Source organism: Sinorhizobium fredii (genome assembly GCF_002944405.1).
In the GTDB taxonomy this organism is placed as follows: Bacteria; Pseudomonadota; Alphaproteobacteria; order Rhizobiales; family Rhizobiaceae; genus Sinorhizobium; species Sinorhizobium fredii_C.
In genome coordinates this window covers 943,898-962,844 of sequence record NZ_CP024307.1, presented here as the reverse complement: position 1 = coordinate 962,844, position 18,947 = coordinate 943,898, and the positions used below count along the sequence as shown (strand labels likewise).

The window sequence follows — 18,947 nt, the reverse complement described above, 5'->3', positions numbered from 1 at the left end:
AGAGCCACCACGACAACTGGACGAGGATCAAGATTGGACATCCGCTTCACCGATTGCTCGGTCCGGTTCGGCGAGCGGGTAGCGCTTCACCCGCTGACGCTTGCCCTCGACGAACGGCGGATCGGCATCATCGGCCTCAACGGTTCCGGCAAGACGACCTTCGCGCGACTGATCAACGGGCTCGTCAAGCCGACGACGGGTCACGTTTTGGTCAATGGCCTCGATACGGTGAAGGATGACAGGGACGTGCTTGCCGAGGCGGGCTTCATTTTCCAGAACCCACAGCACCAGCTGATCATGCCGATCGTTTCGGACGACATCGCCTTCGGGCTCAAGAATCGCGGACTGCCAACGCACGAGATTTCCTCGCGAACGGAGGCGGTGCTGGCCCGCTTCGGCGTCAGCCATCTTGCGAGACGGCGCGTGCATGAGCTTTCGGGCGGGGAAACGCAGCTTGTCGCCATGGCGAGCGTCGTCGTCACCGGACCGAAAATCCTGATCCTTGACGAGCCGACCAACCAGCTCGACCTGCGCAACCGCCGCATGGTCGCGGCAACGATCGATGCGCTCGACGAGGACACGATCGTCATCACCCATGATCTCGGGCTTGTCGAAGGGGTCGAGCGCCTGCTGCTCTTTCACGAAGGTCGCCTCGTTGCCGACGGAACCCCCGAGGAGACAATCGGGCGCTATCACGAGGTGGCCGGATGCTGACGAGCCTCTATGTGGAAGGACAGAGCTGGTTCCACCGGGTGCCGGTGCGCCTGAAGCTCGCCGCTCTCATCGTCCTGAGCGTGGCGCTTTTTGCGACGAACGCGCCGCTCCTGCTGCTGCCGGCCTTTCTCCTCTGCGGTGCGCTCTATCTTTCCCTCGGCATGTCGGCGCGCCAGGCCTTTTCGCGGGTCGGCTTCGTCCTGTTCACCATCCTCGTGCTGGCGGGGATCAACCTCTTCCTCGTTCCACTCCCCCAGGTGGTCGCACTCATATTGCGGCTGACGACCCTCGTGCTCTTCGCCGCCGCGGTCACGGCGACGACGACAATCGGCGCCTTCATGGATGAGATCACCATCCTCCTGAAGCCGCTGGAGCGCGTCGGGCTCCTGCGGGCGGCCGATGTCAGCCTGGCGCTTGGCCTCGTGCTACGCTTCGTCCCGGATATCTTCGCCAGATATCAGGCAATCAGCGAGGCGCACCGTGCACGAGGACTGCCGATCCGGCCGATGACGATCATCGGCCCGCTGATCATCCTGACGCTGAAAGATGCGGATACGATCGCGGCGGCCATTGACGCGCGCGGATTCCGCCGCCAATAAATTCGCGCCTTCTAATAAAGGATAGGACCACATGAACACCAGAGACCTCGTCCTCATCGCGCTCTTCGCCGCAATCGTCGTCGTGCTCGGCCTCATCCCGCCGATCACGCTCGGCTTCATCCCCGTTCCGATTACGGCGCAATCGATGGGCGTCATGCTCGCCGGCTGCATCATCGGCGCCAAGCGCGGCGCGCTTTCCTTCCTGCTGTTCATCCTGCTGGTCGCGATCGGCCTCCCGGTGCTGTCGGGCGGTCGCGGCGGACTTGCCGTCTTCGCCGGCCCCTCGGGCGGTTTCATTCTTGGGTGGGCGGTTGCCGCTTATGTCACCGGTCTCATTGCCGAACGCTTCGTGCATCCGGGAAATTCGGAAGCGCGTCAGTTCGTCGGATTCTTCCTCGCCTCCTTGATCGGCGGCATCGTCGTCCTCTATGCGATCGGCGTTCCGTGGCTCTCGGCAGTCACCGGCACGCCGCTGATGACCGCCGCGACCGGTTCGCTGGTGTTCATTCCGGGCGATCTCCTCAAGGTGGCGATCGCCACGCTCGCGGCCCGCGCCGTCTACGCCGGCTATCCGCTGCTGCCGGCCCGCGCCTGACGCAATGCCGCTTGCAGGCGCCATAGCGCGACATGCGGGCGAGCGCCCGCACGCCCGGGCCTTCCACATGGAGGGCGGGGTTTTCACCTATGGCGAGCTTGCCGCGGACGCGTACTGGATTCTCCACGCGATCGAACAAGCGGCCCTGCAGGCGACGGAGCAAAGTGTCCTTTCCGGCCGCGTCCGGCTGATTGCCCTTGAAACCGGCAATCACCCGCTCTTTGCCGCAGCCTTCATCGCCGCGACATCGGGCGGCAATTGTGCCGCGCTCATCGATCCGCACCTCCCCGACTCGACCCGCCAGCGAATGAAGGAAAAGCTGAAACCGGAGATCGTCATCCGCGCCGCCGGCGATCTCCTGCATCTGGAGGTTCCGTCAGCGGGACAAACGCATTCGCTCGATACGTTCGACGGCTCCTCCCCGATCCGCGTCGGCGACGAGGCGGAACCGTTCCTCGTGGTCTTCACTTCGGGTACCACCGGGGAACCGAAAGCGATCATCCGCGACCGCCGATCCTGGCGCCTCAGCCTCGAAATTGGCCAGGATTTCTTCGGCCTAAGACCGGAAACGACGACCTATGCCCCCGGACCGTTGGCGCACGGGCTGGCCCTTTATGCCCTCGTCGAAAGCCTTGCGGCCGGAGCCGAATTCATCGGCGCCCGCCACTTCGAGGCGCGCCAGGCACTCGACATCATCGGCGCCGCCAGGGCGAAACGCCTGGTGCTGGTGCCGACAATGCTGCGGCGGCTTTGCGATGAGGCGGAAGGTGCTCATTTGCGCTGCGTCGAAAAGATCACCGTCGCCGGTGCCAAGCTGACGCCGGCGGACCGCAGCGCTGCAGCGCGCACCTTCCCCGCGGCAGAGGTGATCGAATATTTCGGCGCGTCGGAACTCGGCTTCATCACAGTTGCCGGCGCGGACGAGCATCACGCAGCGACTGCCGTGGGCAAGGCATTTCCGGGCGTCCGGCTGGCCATCCTGGACGATCGCGGAAATCGCCTGCCGCCGGGGGAAGCCGGGACGATCTTCGTCGACAGCGCACTGATATCAGATGGCTACATAGCCGGCGGCGACAATGTCGGATTTCGACGCCATGGGCGGCTCGCCACCGTCGGCGACCTCGGATCTCTCGACGAGGACGGCACCTTGCATCTCATCGGCCGCGCCGGCGGCATGGTGCTTTCCGGCGGCAACAATATCTATCCCTCGGAAGTCGAGAGCGCGATCATGGCTGCGGCCAGCGTCCAGTCGGTGCTGGCCTTCGGCCTGGATCATCCGGATCTCGGCAGCGAGCTTGTCGCGGTCGTCCAGCCGAGCGATGATAGGTTCGAGCGTGAAGCGCTGGAGCGTCATCTTGCTGATGCCCTGCCGCGCTATAAGCATCCACGCAAGGTCTGGCTGTGCCGGGAAATGCCGATGACCGCCTCCGGCAAGATCGCGGCCGGACAATTGCGGCAATGGATCGCGGAGGAGAACGGTGCCCTTGAACGCCTCTTCTGATCCCACCCGCACACCGGTCGTCATCGCGGCGCTACGCACGCCGATCGGTCGCGTCAACGGCAGTCTCGCCGCGATCGAGCCCGCAAACCTTGCCGCCCTGCTGATCGATCGCATCGTCTCGGACGTTGGTATCAATCGGAACGAGATCGACGACGTGCTTGTCGGCAATGCCGCAAACAGCGCCGGCAATCTCGCGCGTCTCGCCGCACTCGAGGCCGGCCTGCCCGTTTCCATCCCCGGCGTCACCATCGACCGCCAATGCGGCTCCGGGCTCGAGGCGATCGTCCTGGCGGCGCGGCAGATCCAGGCCGGCGCCGGGCAATATTATCTTGCCGGAGGCACCGAAAGCGCCAGCCGCGCCCATATCCGACTTCGCCCGCCGCTGGCGCGTGGCGAGGAACTGCAGCCGGTGAAGCGCGCGCGGATGGCGCCCGATGCCATCGGCGACCCGGATATGGGCGTTGCGGCGGAGAACGTCGCCGCGGCCTGCGGGATTTCGCGCGAGCGCCAGGACCAGTTTGCGCTCGAAAGTCATTGCCGTGCCGTGGCTGCCCAGACTGCGGGCCGCTTCGGTCGCGAGATCGTGCCCGTCGAGACGCCGGCCGGCCTCGTTGCCAGCGACGAGTGCCCCCGCGCCAACGCCTCGGCCGAGACGCTCGCCCGGCTGAAGCCCGTCTTCGTCAGGGACGGCACCGTCACCGCCGGCAATGCCTGTCCGATCAATGACGGCGCGGCGATCGTTCTGATGACGTCGCTCGCCGAGGCTAGGCGGCTTGGCGTGTCCTTTGCCCTCGAGTTCATCGACGCGGCGACGGCGGGCGTCGACCCCAACCTCCTGGGCCTCGGCCCGGTGCCGGCAATGGCGAGGCTTCGTGCCCGCAATCCGGCGCTCGACGTCGCCAAGGTCGATTTCATCGAGTTCAACGAGGCTTTTGCCTCTCAGGTTCTCGGAAGTCTCGATCCCCTCGGCATTTCGCCGGAGCGCGTCAATCGCGATGGCGGTGCGATCGCGCTCGGCCATCCCTATGGCGCCTCCGGCGCGATTCTCGTCGTCAGGCTGTTTTCCCAGATGCTCGCCGCAGCGAGCGACAGCGAGGGTCTGGCAATGATGGGGGTCGGCGGCGGCATGGGCGTCGTCGCCCATTTTCGCTCGCTGAGACCGGGTCACACCGCATAGCCGGCGAGCCAGTCGCGCGTCGCGGCCGGCAGCGGCACCGGCTGATGCCGAGTCGGATCGACGGCGACCCACACGATTTCCACCTCCGCCGCCAGATGGGCGCCAGCCTCGATGCGCACCGCAAAGGTCACCGAACTGCCACCGATCTTCGCCACGGTGACGGTGAAGCGGGCCGGCTCATCGAAACGCAAGCCGCGATGAAAGAGGCAGGCAGAGCGGCGCACCAGATAGGCCGGCTCGTTCTTCGTCGGCGGGCGATGCCGCCAGAGATTGGCCAGTGCCGCCTCGGCATGCGCATAGTAGGCCGCATTGTGCATGTGGCCATGCATGTCTATATCGCGAAACGGAATACGGATTTCCGTGACATTTTCCCGCTCTGTGCCGTCCATGCGAGGCCCCTTACATGCGCTCCACTCTCGTTAGACAGTTTGGCGATCCCGAACAAGTCATCGAGATCGTCGACGCCGCCCGCGTCGAGCCGGGGTCCGGCGAGGTCGAGGTCGAGATCTCGCTTGCGGCGATCAACCCATCGGACCTGATCCCGGTGACCGGCGCCTATCGCGCCCGCACCGAACTGCCCTTCGTGCCCGGCTTCGAGGGCGTCGGCATCGTCCGTCGCGTCGGAACGGGCGTGCACCAGCTGAAACCCGGAGACCGGGTGGTTCCGATCGGCGCCAGCGGGCTGTGGCAGCAATTCCTCGTCCGCCCGGCCGAATGGTGCTTTGCCGTGCCGGACGATGTGAGCGACACGCAAGCGGCAATGAGCTACGTCAACCCGTTGACGGCGCTGCGGCTCGTCGAGGCGCTGCGCCTGCATTTCGGCTCTCTCCAGGGCCGCAGCGTCGGCGTGACGGCCGCGGGTTCGGCGATCGGCGGCATGCTGATGAAGTTGCTGACGTTGGAAGGCGTTGTGCCAACAGCGGTCCTTCGCAGCGACAAGAGCCGCACCTGTGTCGGCGAGGGATATTCGATTGTCGTGACCGACGGCAGCGACCTTCCGGCAGGGGCAAGGTTTGACGCGGTGCTCGATGCGGTTGGCGGGACGTTGGCCGCCGAGCTGATCAGCCGGACCATCCATCGAGGCGGGGCCTTCATCCAGTATGGCGCGCTCAGCGGCATTCCGGTCCCGCAGGCAGCGATCGCCGGCCGCCCCGACTTTCGCTTCGCCTTCCTCTGGCTGCGAACCTGGGTCCACTCCGCCGGGCGCGACGCCCTCGAGGCAGCCTTTGCCCGAAGCTTTGCGGGCCTTCGCGACGGGCTGTTCGCGAGCCCGGTCGCCGCAACCTATCCGTTGAGCCGGCATCGCGAAGCCTTGGCACACCAGTCCGATCCGCTCCGCAACGGCAAGATCCTGCTCGATCCGCGCTGTTGAAAATTCGGACTTTTGCTGTCGCGGCCATGGATTTTGACAGGCACGCGCACTAGCTTTGCGCGGATGACCACGCATCTCTATGAAAATGCCCTCTTCCAGGAACACAAAGTTCCGGAGGGGCACCCGGAGCGACCGGATCGGCTGAGGGCGCTGAACCTCGCGCTGGAGCATCCGAATTTCGCGCCGCTCACGCGTATCGAGGCGTCGAAGGGCAGCGAGGACCTGGTGCTGCTTGCCCATTCCGAGGAGCACCTCAGGTCGATCACCCGGGCGATGCCGGACGAGGACATCAACCAGATCGAAGCCGATACCTATGCGAGCCCGTCAAGCTTCGTGGCGGCGCTGACCGGCATCGGCGGCGCCGTCGCCGCCATCGACGCGGTATTCGCCGGCGAGGCCGACAACGCCTTCGTCGCGGCCCGCCCGCCGGGCCACCATGCCGAGAAGAACAAGGCGATGGGCTTCTGCTTCTTCAACACGATCGCGATTGCCGCGCGCCATGCACAGAAGGCGCACGGCGTCGAGCGGGTCGCCATCGTCGACTGGGACGTGCACCATGGCAACGGCACGCAGGACATTTTCTGGAACGACCCGTCGGTGTTGTTCTGCTCTACCCACCAGATGCCGCTCTATCCGGGCACCGGCGCCAAAGAAGAAACCGGCGTCAAGCACAATATCGTCAATGCGCCGCTCTCCCCCAATAGCGGCAGCGAGCACTTCCGCGATGCGTTCCGAAGCCGCGTTCTTGCTGCTCTCGACAATTTCCGGCCGGACCTCGTCTTGATCTCCGCCGGTTTCGACGCGCACTACCGCGATCCTCTGGCGCAGATCAATCTTGTGGCGGAGGACTTCGACTGGGCGACCGGACGCCTCATGGAGGCCGCCGGCAGGAGCGCCGGCAACCGAGTGGTGAGCATGCTCGAGGGCGGCTATGACCTGCAGGGGCTCGCCGAATCGGCCGGCATGCACATACTGAGACTGATGAGAGGGTAATTGATGAACAACGACAATACGCAGGCGGACGTCTCCGCCCTCTCCTTCGAGCAGGCCGTCGAGGAGCTGGAGCGGATCGTCTCCGCGCTCGAACGCGGCGATGTGGCGCTCGACAAATCGATCGAAATCTATGAGCGCGGCGAGGCGCTGAAGAAGCATTGCGAGACGCTGCTGAAGGCGGCCGAGGACCGCATCGAGAAAATCCGCCTCGATCGCAACGGCAAGCCGCAAGCTGTGGAGCCGCTCGACGCGGAATAGCCATCGGCTTTCGTCCGAGAATTTGCCCCTCATCCGCCTACCGGCACCTTCTCCCCGCAGGCCGGGCGAAGGGACTTGTGGCGCCAACTCGGTCCCCTCTTCCCGTCAGAACGGAGGGGAGGGGTGAGGGGCCAGGCCTGTCGTCACCATTGTAGCTTGGGAAACACTTCGTTCGCCGACATCCGCTATCGAGCGAGAAGGATCGGCGCTAGTTTCAAGCTGAAACGCCACCAACCGGAGCAAGCGCCATGTCCTTTTTTCCCGGTCCCGATCCGCTCGCCGGCGACAAGCCGGCCTGCGACGCCATAGAACATCTGATCATCCCGCGCACCAGCGACATCGGCGGCCTAGAAGTGCGTCGGGCGCTTCCGACGGCGCGGCGGCGGCTCGTCGGCCCGTTCATCTTCTTCGACCGCATGGGACCGGCGCTGCTGCGGGCCGGCCAGGCGATCGACGTGCGTCCGCATCCGCATATCGGCCTGTCGACGGTCACCTATCTCTTCGACGGCGAGATCAAGCACCGCGACAGCCTCGGCACCGAAATGGTCATTCGCCCCGGCGACGTGAACCTGATGACTGCAGGGCGCGGCATTGTCCATTCGGAACGCTCGCCGGAAAGCCAGCGCGGCCGTGAGCGCTCGCTTTCCGGTTTGCAGACCTGGCTGGCGCTGCCCGATGACAAGGAAGAAGTCGATCCAGTCTTCGCCCATACCGAGGAACACATGCTGCCGCATCTTGCCGACGGAGGCGTTCGCGCGCGCGTGGTCATCGGCAATTTCGAAGGGGCTGCTTCGCCCGTCTCGACCTTCACGCACACTATTTATGTGGATCTGTCGATCGAGGCCGGCCGCAGCGCTCCCTTTGCCGCCCAATGGGAGGAACGCGCCATCTATATTCTCTCGGGCGAAGCGATAATTGCGGGCGACCATTTCGCCGACAACCAGCTTCTCGTCTTCCGGCCCGGCGACGAGATCACCATCACGGCGGGGCCGTCCGGCTGTCACGTGATGCTCTTCGGCGGAGCTGCACTCGGCTCGCCACGGCATATCTGGTGGAACTTCGTGTCCTCATCGAAGGAGCGCATCGACAAGGCGAAGGAAGAATGGGCGAGCGGCCGCTTCGACATCGTGCCGGGCGACGAGGAGGAGTTCATTCCCCTGCCGGCAAGCTAATTTTTCGTCGAGCCCTTGGTTGGCGACGCAGGAATGCCTAATTTTTGCATTCAACGACGATTGCGTCTAAACAGCCGATAAGACGGAAATCACCAACAGTTCGCGCGTCGCCCGGCGGCGCGCACGAGGCACGCAGCGTGACACAACTGCCCACCAATCCGATGCCGGCGACCCCGCTGCTCGACAAGGTCAATGTCCCCGACGATCTGAAGAGGATCGACGACAAGGACCTGCCGCAGCTGGCGAGCGAACTGCGTGCGGAAATGATCGATGCGGTGTCGCGCACCGGCGGCCATCTCGGCGCCGGCCTCGGCGTCGTCGAACTGACGATCGCCATCCACAAGGTCTTCGACACGCCGCACGACCGGCTGATCTTCGACGTCGGCCACCAGTGCTACCCCCACAAGATCCTGACCGGGCGGCGCGACCGCATCCGCACGCTGCGTCAAGAAGGCGGTCTTTCCGGCTTCACCCGGCGCGCCGAGAGCGAATACGACCCGTTCGGCGCGGCGCATTCGTCGACCTCGATCTCCGCCGGCCTCGGCATGGCGGTCGCTGCCGATCTCGACGGCAAGAGCCGCAATGTCATCGCCGTCATCGGCGACGGCGCGCTGTCGGCCGGGATGGCCTATGAGGCGCTCAACAATGCCGGCGCGCTCGATGCCCGGCTGATCGTCATCCTCAACGACAACGACATGTCGATCGCCCCGCCGACCGGCGCCATGAGCGCCTATCTGGCACGGCTTGCCTCCGGTCGGACCTATATGGGCATCCGCGAGGTCGGCAAGAAGCTGACCGCCTATCTCGGCAAGACGGTCGACCGGGCGATCACCCGCGCCGTCGAGCATGCGCGCGGCTATGTCACCGGCGGCACCCTCTTCGAGGAGATGGGCTTCTACCATATCGGCCCGATCGACGGTCACTCCTTCGACCATCTGCTGCCGGTCTTGCGCAACGTCCGCGACAATGCGCGCGGACCGGTGCTGATTCATGTGGTAACGCAGAAGGGCAAGGGCTATCCGCCGGCCGAGGCCGCCGCCGACAAATATCATGGCGTCAACAAGTTCGACGTGATCACCGGCGCCCAGGCGAAGGCCAAGCCGAACGCGCCGGCCTACACGTCCGTCTTCGCCGATGCGCTGGTGCAGGAGGCTAGCCTCGACGACAAGATCGTGGCGATCACCGCCGCCATGCCGTCCGGCACCGGGCTCGACCGGTTTGCGGCCGTGCATCCGTCGCGCTGCTTCGACGTCGGCATCGCCGAGCAGCACGCGGTGACCTTCGCCGCCGGCCTTGCCGCGGAAGGATACAAGCCCTTTGCGGCGCTCTATTCGACCTTCCTGCAGCGCGCCTACGACCAAGTCGTGCACGACGTGGCGATCCAGGGCCTGCCGGTGCGCTTCCCGATCGACCGGGCCGGTTTCGTCGGCGCCGACGGGCCGACCCATGCCGGCTCTTTCGACACGACCTATCTCGCCTCGCTGCCGGGCTTCGTGGTGATGGCGGCCGCCGACGAGGCGGAACTGAAGCACATGGTACGCACCGCCGCGGGCTATGACGACGGCCCGATCTCGTTCCGCTATCCGCGCGGCGAAGGCGTCGGCGTCGAGCTTCCTGAACGGGGTGAGATTCTTCAGATCGGCAAGGGGCGGATCATCAAAGAGGGCACCAAGGTGGCGCTGCTTTCCTTCGGAACGCGGCTCGCGGACAGTCTGCTGGCGGCCGAGGACCTGGATGCCGCCGGCCTTTCGACAACGGTTGCCGATGCGCGCTTCGCCAAGCCGCTCGACCAGGAACTGATCCGCCAGCTTGCACGTCACCACGAGGTGCTGATCACCATCGAGGAAGGCGCCATCGGCGGCTTCGCCAGCCATGTGCTGCACTTCCTGGCGGAGGAAGGCCTGCTCGACGGCGGCCTCAAAGTCCGGCCGATGGTGCTGCCGGACATCTGGATGGAGCAGGCAAAGCCCGAATCCATGTATGCCCAGGCCGGCCTCGACCGGGCCGGCATCGTATCGACCGTTTTCAAGGCGCTCGGCCAGAAGCAGTCGGTGGATCTCGGCGCGGCCGGCTAGAAATCTTAGAACCGCGCGGCTCAACGGAACACGCTTGCAATATACCTCTCGACGGGCGATGACGGCCCATGTCCGATAGCAAGCAAAGCATCCTCCGCCTCGACCAGTTGCTCCTGAACAAGGGCCTGGTCGCCAGCCGCGCCCGCGCGCGGGACGCGATCCAGCGCGGCACCGTCAAGGTCGACGGGCGCACCGTGACCAAGCCCGCCGCCGCCTTTACGGAAAACGCAGCGATCACCATCGATGACCCGGCGCAGGCCTATGTCTCCCGGGCCGCATTGAAGCTCGTTGCCGCGCTCGCCCATTTCGGCTTCGATCCGGCAGGTCGGACCTGCCTCGATGTCGGCGCCTCGACGGGCGGCTTTACCGAGGTGCTGTTGAAGCACGGCGCCGCGCATGTGGTAGCGGTCGATGTCGGCCACGGGCAGATGCACCCGCGTATCGCGGAAGATCCGCGCGTCACCAATATCGAAGGGCTGAATGCCCGCGCGATGACAGCGGACGACATCGGTAACCGGGCGATTGGCTTCGTCGTCTCCGACGTCTCATTCATTTCGATCAAGCTGGCACTGCCGCCGGCGCTGTCTTTGGCCGAGCCGGGCTCCAATTGTATCCTGCTCGTGAAGCCGCAATTCGAGGCCGGACGCGACGCAATCAGCAAGGCCGGGCTCCTCAAGGCCCCGGAGAGCGCCCCGGCCGTGGCGGCCGAACTCGAACGCTGGCTCGTGGAGGACATGGGCTGGCAAAGCCTTGGCCTCGTCCCCTCGCCCATTGCCGGCGGCGACGGCAACAGGGAGTTTCTGCTTGCGGGGCTGAAGCGATGAGCACAGAGATCGTCACCATCAGCCGTCTCGGGGCCCAGGGCGACGGCATTGCGCAGACCGAAGCGGGCCCCGTCTACGCGCCCTTCACCCTGCCCGGCGAAACCGTCGCGCTGGCCGTCAACAAGGCACATGGCACGCTGATTTCGCTGAAAGAGGCTTCCCCGGAGCGGACCGAACCGAAGTGTCGGCATTTCGGCCCGGACGGCATCAACGGCACCTGCGGCGGCTGCACCCTGCAGCACGCCTCCGACCCGCTCTACCACGCCTTCAAGCGCAATCTCGTCATCGACGCCTTGAAGTCGAAAGGCCTGACGCCCGAGGTCGCTCCATTGATCGTCGCCCGGCCCGGCGAGCGCCGGCGCGCCGTGTTCACGGCCCGGCGGACCGAAAAGGAACTGCTGCTCGGCTTCAACCAGGCGCAAAGCCATCATATCGTCGCGATCGGCGAATGTCCCATCACCAGCCCGGGCATCGTCTCGCGGCTCGCGACCATCCGCAAGATCGCGGCGGCTATGGCGTCGAGCACCGAACCGTTCCGGATCACCGTGCTCGAGACCGATACCGGCCTCGACCTCGCCTTCGAAGACATCAAGCTCGGCGACCGTCAGCGACGTTCGACCGTGGAAGCCGTTCTCGGCGAGCGGGGCATCGCGCGCGTCAGCCTGAACGGCGAGATCATCATCGAACCGGTCAAGCCACTGATCGATTTCGGCGGCGTATCGGTTTCGCCGCCGCCCGGCGCCTTCACCCAGGCCACACGGCCGGCGGAGGAGGCGATGGCGAAGCTCGTGCTCGGGCATGTCGGCAAGGCGAAGCGCGTGGCCGATCTCTTCGCCGGCATCGGCACCTTTGCGCTTCGGATCGCCCGGACCAGCCGAGTGCATGCCGTCGAGGGTGAGGACAAGGCGCTGAAGGCGCTCGACTTCGCCGCACGCAACACACAAGGGCTGAAGCCGGTGACGGTCGAGAAGCGCGACCTTTTCCGCCGGCCGATGATGGCGCAGGAACTGAAGGTCTTCGACGCCGTCGTCTTCGACCCGCCCCGGGCCGGCGGCGAGGCGCAATGCCACGAACTCGCCCGCTCGGGCGTGAAGAAAATCGCCGCGGTCTCCTGCAACCCGGTGACGCTTGCGCGGGATCTCTCGATCCTCGTTGCCGCCGGCTACCGCATTACATCGGTGACCCCCATCGACCAATTCCTCTGGTCGGCGCATGTCGAAACGGTTGCGACTCTGGAGAAGTGATCTCTTATGGGCCGCTGTTCATCCGGCCAGATGCGACTCGTGGCGTGAGGAGGCTCACCTCAAATTGCTCTTCGGAAACAGCACGCGATCAGGTTTCGCATTCATTCGTGCCAGCATTTCCTTGATCAAGCGTGTTTTGGTACGCCCCGCTTCCTTCGGCGGCACCAGGTAACGTACGATGGCCTCCAGCCAGGTGTTTTCGCTGACGCGAAAATGAACCACGGGATGCTCCTTCACGTCGAGTTCGTCCACCGGCGTTTCCGACAGGATATGCTTATAGACCTTCACCTTCTGGCTCATGATGTCGCCGATCTGCTCTTCCACGACCTCTCTCATGGTTCGCGCCACAAATTCCAGATCGCTTTCATAGGCGAGCTGGAACTTGATTTCGTTCCAGACATAGGGAAACAGCGGCCAGGAATAGTTGAAGACCGGTGTGTCAAACACGGTGGAATTCGGAAACTTGATAATGCGTCCGCTCGGATGATCGGTCCAAAGATACTCGCCGCCGAATTCCCATAACGTCGTGTCGAGATAGCTGACATCGATGACATCGCCGTGGGCATCGCCGATGCGAATTCGGTCGCCGACGCGATAAGGCGCCCTGGCCAGAATATAGATCCACGCGATGAAACTGGAGATCGGCATTTGCAGCGCAAAACCGAGAATCAGAGAAATCAGGCCCAGCGAAACGACCGCGCCGTACCAGTTCACAAACAAAACTGAAATGGCGACGAATACGATGGCGACGACGACCACCAATCGAAAAATACGTTTCAGATTGAAACGCGCAACACGATTGGGAATTCGGCCAATGAGAAAGACGTCAACGACCTTCGCCGCGGTCAGCATGGTGAAAATGAGAAGGCCGCCCCTGACGTAATTCAGCACGCGAAGGCGCATAGGCGCGTCAAGCCATTCTAAGCGCCAGTTGATCAGCACTTGAATGCCAAAAAGCAGCAAGGCAGCGCCGGCGAAGCCTACCGTCCACCAGATGTCTTCCTTGCGAAGGCTGAAGCGAAATTCTTCCTCGGGCTTCTTCGCCTTCTGTTGCATGGTTCTTGGATCAGCAGTTTGTTGCGCGGCCCGTTCGAGCCGGGAAAGGTTTTCCTGTTCCTTGTCGCTTTCCTTGTCCCGTCTTTCCATGGGTTTACCCCGCGGTGGCCATCCACGCCCAGCCAATACCTTCTCGTTCCTCGACGGCGGCATTCCGGTGATGCCTCGCCATATGGCGAAGTTCAAATGGGCAGTCCGGGCACACCCGTCGTCGTTTCGCAGACCTGTGCTTGATCACATGCGTCTATACGGTAACTCCACCATTAAACACCAAATATGGGCAGTTGCCTCTAGGCATTCCATCCATGTGGAGTATTACCGAGCCGATGGCTGTCGTCCGCGACAGGCCGGGTGCAGACCGATTGATGTGGCATGACGAAGTTGCTGCAGCGGTTCAACATCTCCCGCGAAGCAAGTTCGGGCGCTCGGACCTCACCGCCGCATGAAGGCTTCGAATGCCGCGCGCGCCTCGGCACTCTTCAATTGCGCGGCGAAGTGCTCGGCTTCCTCGTCGATCCGTGCGAGGACGTCATTCCGGTCGCCGCGGATCAGATCGCGGGCGATGCGCAGCGCCTCGGGCGGTTTCTTCGTCAGACGACCTGCAAGCGACAGCGTTTCTTCCTCGACGGCGATCTCGTCGACCACCTTCCAAATCAATCCGGCCTGAAGGGCAGCGGCCGCTTCGAGCGGCTCGCCGGCGGCAAGCAGGGCGAAGGCTCGCTGGTGGCCCATGATGCGCGGGGAGATCAGGCTCGAGGCGGCTTCCGGGACGAGCGCCAGATCGACGAAGGGCGTCCTGAACACCGATCGGGCTGAGGCGACCGTCAGGTCGCAATGGAGATGGATCGTCGTGCCGATGCCGATCGCCAGGCCGTCGACTCCGGAAACGACCGGCTTCGTCGCGCTCGCCAGGGCGCGGAGAAAGTCGAGAACTTCGCCTCCCATGCTGCCGCCCATGGCGAAAGCCATGAAATCATTCATGTCGTTGCCGGCTGAAAAGCACCCTTGCGTGCCGAGAAACGCGGTGGCGCGGATCGCGGGATCCGATCCGGCGACCGTCAGCGCGGTTGTCATCTTCGCGTACATGTCGCGCGTGATGGCGTTCTTCTTATCCGGGCGGTTGAAGCGGATCACCTGTACGCCGGGATAGGCGTCCGGACGTTCGACAAGCACATGATCGGTCATAAGGATTTTCCTGTTTCTGCTTCAGTCGAGAATGAAGCGGGCGGCGGCGAGGCTCTCCGCCCCAGTGACCACACGATCCTTGAGCGCCGCCGTTTCGGCGAGCAGGTTCTCCGCGGCGAAGCGGCAGAGGGCGACGCGCGCCTCCTCTTTCCCGTCACCGGCGCCCGCCAGGCCGCCTTTGGCAAGATAGGCCCCCGTCAGCACGAGGCCGAAGAGGCGCTGATAGGCGGTCGCGCCGGCAAGCGCTTCGGCGGTTCGTCCGTCGCCGAGCGCTGCAAGTAGCCAGTCGGTTGCCTCTTCAAGATCGGCAATCGACGTCTCGAGGCGCGCTGCGGTCTCGCCGAACTCCTGCCTGTTCGAAGCCGCCACCGCCTGGGCGACGTCGCGGAGCTCGCCGATGAAGCCGCGCACCTGGCTACCTTCGGAAAGCGGCAGCTTGCGGGTGACGAGATCGATCGCCTGGATGCCGTTGGTGCCTTCGTAGATCGGCGCAATGCGGGCGTCGCGCAGATAGCGGGCCGCACCGGTTTCCTCGATGAATCCCATGCCGCCATGCACCTGAATGCCCATGGAGGCGACGTCAACGCCGGCGTCGGTGGCGAAGGACTTGGCGATCGGCGTCAAGAGGCTCGAGCGCTCCTGCCACTGGCGGGCCACTTCGCCTTCGCTCGCATGCGCCATGTCGACGGCGTGCGCGCAGGCACAGGCGATGGCGCGCGAGCCCTGCGTCAGCGCCTTCATCGTCAAGAGCGTGCGGGCGACATCCGGATGCTCGATGATCGGGCTCATGCCTTGGCCGCTCCAGCCGGGCGCCCGGCCCTGGGTGCGTTCCTTGGCATAGGCGATGGCCTTTTGCGTCGCTGCCTCGGCAATCGCCACGCCCTGCATACCGACGGCAAGCCGGGCGTTGTTCATCATCGTGAACATGCAGGCAAGGCCGCGGTTTTCCTCGCCGACCAGATAGCCGATCGCGCCCTTCTCGTCGCCGAACTTGCCGTCGCCATAGATCATCGTGCAGGTCGGCGACCCATGGATGCCCAGCTTGTGTTCGAGCGAGTGGCAGAAGAGATCGTTGCGGGCGCCGAGCGAACCGTCCTCATTGACGAGGAACTTCGGCACAAGAAACAGCGAGATGCCCTTCGTACCCGCAGGCGCGTCCGGCAGGCGCGCCAGCACGAGATGGACGATGTTGTCGGTGAAATCGTGCTCGCCCCAGGTGATGAAGATCTTCTGGCCGAAGATGCGGTAGCTGCCGTCGCCGCAGCGCTCGGCACGGGTCTTCAGCACGCCGAGGTCGGAGCCGGCGTGCGGCTCGGTCAGGTTCATCGACCCCATCCACTCGCCGGAGACCATCTTCGACAGGAAGGTCGCCTTCAGGAAATCGGAACCGTGCCTGTCCAGTGCCTCGATCGCGCCCATGGTGAGGGTCGGGCCAAGCGCGAAGGCCATGGAGCCGCTGTTCCACATCTCCATGGCGGCGACATGCAGCATGTGCGGCAGTTCCTGGCCGCCGAAAACCTCTGGCGCCGTCAGGCCGTTCCAGCCTCCTTGAATCCATTTATGGTAGAGGTTGCGCCAACCTTCCGGCGTCTTGACCGCGCCGTCGATAAGCCGCGATCCCTGACGGTCCCCCACTTCGCCGAGCGGCGCCACCTCGTCGGTGGCGAAGCGGCCGGCTTCCGAAAGGATCGCGTCGACGAGATCTTCGCCAAGTTCGCCGAAGACGCCCGCGCTCAGGGCATCGGCCATACCGGCCACGTGCTTCAGGGTGAATGCGATCTCGTCCACCGGTGCCTTGTACATGGTGCTCCTCCCTTGCGGCCGCAGGCGCAGGTTCGCTTCGGCTTCCTACCGGCCGCACCCTATTAGTTTTTACGTAAACGTCAACGTCAATTCTGGACACCGCGGCCGGCGATGGACTGTAACAAAACTGTAATGGCGCGCGAATAGAAGCCACTTCGAACGACGGTCATGGCGCTCCGATGAACCTGATTTCTCCCGAAATACCCGGCCTCGTCTGGCCTACCGGTTCCTGCCCGGAGAAAGCCGTTGCCTGCGAATCGCGACGGATTCACCCGTCGGCAGCCTTCAAGGCGGCGAAGGCTGGGTCTGGCTGCATCTGGCGTTGAGCGATGCGCGCACGCCGGCACTGATCGAGCGCATCGGCACCGTGACACCCAAGCGGCGATCACCGTTGCCGAGGACGTCGTCTATGGCACGCTTGTCGACTTCGAACGGACCTTCGACACGATGACGAAGACGATCGGCTGGCTGCACTTCGCCGTCGGCGACCGGATGATCATCACCAGCCGCCTGCATCCTTTGAGAAGCATCGACCGCGTCAAGGCGGCGGTCGAGAAGAGCGCCAAATGCGGCCGACCGATCGATCTCTTCGAAATGCTCGTCACCGAGTTCCAGCGGACGCTGATCACGCTGGTGCTTGAATTGACCGAGGAACTGAACGTCATCGAGGACCGGGTCTATGGCGAGGCGGGGCACCGGCAGCAGCCGGGGTTGGCGCCCTTGCGCCGAACCGTCGTGCGGCTGCATCGGCATCTGAGAACGATCCTCGCGCTGCTGCGACGCGCCGGCGCGTCCGATGAGGACGAGGTGCCGCCGGGCTTCATCGACGTCACCGAACGGCTATCCGATCGGCTGGAGGCGGTCGATCGCGACGTGTTCGCGCTTCAGGAGCGCGCCAGGCTGCTGCACGAGGAGATCGACAGCAAGATTTCGTCGGAGACCAATCGTCACCTCTACATTCTCTCGCTGATGACCGCTTTCCTGCTGCCGCCGACGCTCGTCACCGGCTTCTTCGGCATGAACACGGGTGCCCTGCCCTTCGCCAACGGCAGCGGCACGCTCTATGCCGGGCTGATCATCGCCGCCTCCATGGGCCTGGCATGGCTGATCCTCAAACGCGTCGGCATCCTTTGACCGGATACGACCAACACGCCGCGTTTCGCGCCACAATCCAGAGCCGAGTCCCGCCGCACTTTACCGCCAAGAGTCAGTGTACAGGAGCGGCGCTCTCGCGCAGATTGGCTGAGGGGCTGAGATTTACGACCCTTTAACGCTAAGTCGGCAATCTCAGAGAATGGAAAAGCGGGGAATCTCGATCTCGGGGATGATCTTGCGCCTGGCGGCCTTGGTAGGCCTGGCCTTTGCGGCGGCGAACGCACGCGCCGCAGACGTCGAACCGTGGAAAGCGCGGCAGAACGCCATCATCGTCGACGCCTACGAGTTGAACAGCATCGACTGGGAAGCGATGCTGAAGGACAAGCGCATCGCCGGCTTCATCGCGAAGGCCTCCGACGGCCTTCCGGAAAGCTACAGCTGCACCGGCGATCACGGCGGAGACACGGTCGCCCATTGCAAGACGATGTGGCGAAAATATGCGGTCAGCCGGGAGCTCTATCAGACGCGCCGAATGATCGCCCGCTCCCATGGACTGCTCTGGGGCGCCTATCACCTGGCGCGCCCGGGCAATCCCGTCGATCAGGCCAACCACTTCCTCGATTATGCGGCGCCGCGCGAGGACGAATTGATGGTTCTCGACCTCGAGGGTATCGATCCCGAGAACTACATGTCACTCGAGGACGCCGCGATCTTTGCCGGCCATATCAAGGCCCGCACCGGGCGATACCCCATTCTCTACACCAACCACATCACCGCGAAGCAGATCGCCGCCAACCGCGCCCAGCATCGGCTGCTTTCCCGCCTGCCGCTCTGGTATGCCCGCTACAAGCCCGACATTCGCGACGTCTTTCCGATGGGCAACTGGGATCGCTATGCGCTGTGGCAGTTCTCGTCGTCGCATAATTGCGGAAAGAAGCGCTGCCCCTATCGCGTGCCCGGGACGCTCAACGACATCGACGTCAACGTCGCCGCAATGACCGTTTCAGAGTTGAAGAAGGTGTGGCCGCAGGGCGCGCTGCTCCCGGAGAAGCCGCCGATCGTCACCGTCATCGCCTCCGCGAAGATTGGCAAGGCGCCGGCGGCGAGCGCCGCGGCCACCGTCCCGCTCGCAAAACCCCTGCTCATCAGCCGCGCCGAGGCCGAGAGCGGCTCGGGCGCCGGCGTCGACGGAACGGTCACCGGTGCGATCAGCGTGAAGGCCGCCGAGGCCCACCTGCCCAACCAGCCCGAGCGCCGCTGAAAAAGCCGGACGGCGCCTGTAGC

At 64.4% G+C, this 18,947-nt stretch carries 17 protein-coding genes and 1 pseudogene; 14 read left to right on the top strand and 4 right to left on the bottom strand.

Features of this window, described 5'->3' with window-relative positions:
• Positions 1–33 precede the first annotated feature (33 nt).
• From NXT3_RS04565 to NXT3_RS04545, 5 genes are read left to right on the top strand one after another with little or no spacing between them, the layout of a single operon-like run.
• Positions 34–714 carry an energy-coupling factor ABC transporter ATP-binding protein gene (locus tag NXT3_RS04565; protein WP_037413363.1) on the top strand — a complete coding sequence of 227 codons (681 nt, stop codon included), beginning with the start codon at positions 34–36 and terminating at the stop codon, positions 712–714.
• A complete protein-coding gene (locus NXT3_RS04560) occupies positions 708–1,313 on the top strand; it encodes a CbiQ family ECF transporter T component (RefSeq protein WP_104838858.1) in 606 nt (201 codons plus the stop codon). Before NXT3_RS04565 ends, NXT3_RS04560 begins: the two co-directional genes overlap by 7 nt.
• A gap of 31 nt (positions 1,314–1,344) precedes the next feature.
• The gene (locus tag NXT3_RS04555) at positions 1,345–1,908 is read left to right on the top strand and encodes a biotin transporter BioY (RefSeq protein WP_037413361.1); all 564 of its coding nucleotides are present in this window, start codon (positions 1,345–1,347) and stop codon (positions 1,906–1,908) included.
• Positions 1,909–1,912: 4 nt separating this feature from the next.
• Positions 1,913–3,409 carry a class I adenylate-forming enzyme family protein gene (locus tag NXT3_RS04550; protein ID WP_037413360.1) on the top strand — a complete coding sequence of 499 codons (1,497 nt, stop codon included), beginning with the start codon at positions 1,913–1,915 and terminating at the stop codon, positions 3,407–3,409.
• A complete protein-coding gene (locus NXT3_RS04545) occupies positions 3,393–4,586 on the top strand; it encodes a thiolase family protein (RefSeq protein ID WP_097526299.1) in 1,194 nt (397 codons plus the stop codon). Before NXT3_RS04550 ends, NXT3_RS04545 begins: the two co-directional genes overlap by 17 nt.
• On the opposite strand, the gene NXT3_RS04540 is transcribed toward NXT3_RS04545, so the two are convergent.
• Positions 4,574–4,975: an acyl-CoA thioesterase gene (locus NXT3_RS04540; RefSeq protein ID WP_104838857.1), complete on the bottom strand. Its 402-nt coding sequence runs from the start codon at positions 4,973–4,975 to the stop codon at positions 4,574–4,576. The genes NXT3_RS04545 and NXT3_RS04540 overlap by 13 nt on opposite strands.
• A 14-nt stretch (positions 4,976–4,989) precedes the next feature.
• On the opposite strand from NXT3_RS04540, the gene NXT3_RS04535 reads away from it, so the two are divergent.
• The 7 genes from NXT3_RS04535 to NXT3_RS04505 all read left to right on the top strand — a co-directional run bounded on the left by NXT3_RS04535 (position 4,990) and on the right by NXT3_RS04505 (position 12,524).
• Positions 4,990–5,958, top strand: coding sequence for a zinc-dependent alcohol dehydrogenase family protein (locus NXT3_RS04535; protein ID WP_104838856.1), 969 nt, complete (start codon positions 4,990–4,992; stop codon positions 5,956–5,958).
• 63 nt (positions 5,959–6,021) lie between these two features.
• A complete protein-coding gene (locus NXT3_RS04530; RefSeq protein WP_037413356.1) occupies positions 6,022–6,951 on the top strand; it encodes a histone deacetylase family protein in 930 nt (309 codons plus the stop codon).
• Between the two features lie 3 nt (positions 6,952–6,954).
• A complete protein-coding gene (locus tag NXT3_RS04525) occupies positions 6,955–7,209 on the top strand; it encodes an exodeoxyribonuclease VII small subunit (RefSeq protein WP_037413353.1) in 255 nt (84 codons plus the stop codon).
• Positions 7,210–7,457: 248 nt separating this feature from the next.
• A complete protein-coding gene (locus NXT3_RS04520) occupies positions 7,458–8,381 on the top strand; it encodes a pirin family protein (RefSeq protein WP_104838855.1) in 924 nt (307 codons plus the stop codon).
• 137 nt (positions 8,382–8,518) lie between these two features.
• Entirely contained in the window at positions 8,519–10,456 is a 1,938-nt protein-coding gene (gene dxs / locus NXT3_RS04515; RefSeq protein WP_104838854.1) for a 1-deoxy-D-xylulose-5-phosphate synthase, read from the top strand.
• Positions 10,457–10,524: 68 nt separating this feature from the next.
• Positions 10,525–11,280, top strand: coding sequence for a TlyA family RNA methyltransferase (locus NXT3_RS04510; protein ID WP_104838853.1), 756 nt, complete (start codon positions 10,525–10,527; stop codon positions 11,278–11,280).
• Positions 11,277–12,524 (top strand): class I SAM-dependent RNA methyltransferase, encoded by a 1,248-nt coding sequence (locus NXT3_RS04505; RefSeq protein WP_097526303.1) that lies wholly within the window; start codon positions 11,277–11,279, stop codon positions 12,522–12,524. Before NXT3_RS04510 ends, NXT3_RS04505 begins: the two co-directional genes overlap by 4 nt.
• 54 nt (positions 12,525–12,578) lie before the next feature.
• Here the strand turns inward: NXT3_RS04505 and NXT3_RS04500 are convergent, their stop codons facing one another.
• The 3 genes from NXT3_RS04500 to NXT3_RS04490 all read right to left on the bottom strand — a co-directional run bounded on the left by NXT3_RS04500 (position 12,579) and on the right by NXT3_RS04490 (position 16,568).
• Complete coding sequence (locus NXT3_RS04500) at positions 12,579–13,670, bottom strand: mechanosensitive ion channel family protein (protein ID WP_104838852.1); 1,092 nt, start codon at positions 13,668–13,670, stop codon at positions 12,579–12,581.
• A gap of 342 nt (positions 13,671–14,012) precedes the next feature.
• Positions 14,013–14,765: a crotonase/enoyl-CoA hydratase family protein gene (locus NXT3_RS04495; protein ID WP_104838851.1), complete on the bottom strand. Its 753-nt coding sequence runs from the start codon at positions 14,763–14,765 to the stop codon at positions 14,013–14,015.
• 21 nt (positions 14,766–14,786) lie between these two features.
• Positions 14,787–16,568 (bottom strand): acyl-CoA dehydrogenase family protein, encoded by a 1,782-nt coding sequence (locus tag NXT3_RS04490; protein WP_104838850.1) that lies wholly within the window; start codon positions 16,566–16,568, stop codon positions 14,787–14,789.
• 179 nt (positions 16,569–16,747) lie between these two features.
• Between NXT3_RS04490 and NXT3_RS04485 the strand changes: the two are divergent.
• Positions 16,748–17,702 (top strand): annotated as a pseudogene (locus NXT3_RS04485) (transporter).
• A 160-nt stretch (positions 17,703–17,862) separates the two neighbouring features.
• A complete protein-coding gene (locus NXT3_RS04480) occupies positions 17,863–18,924 on the top strand; it encodes a glycoside hydrolase family 25 protein (protein WP_199773325.1) in 1,062 nt (353 codons plus the stop codon).
• Positions 18,925–18,947 lie beyond the last annotated feature (23 nt).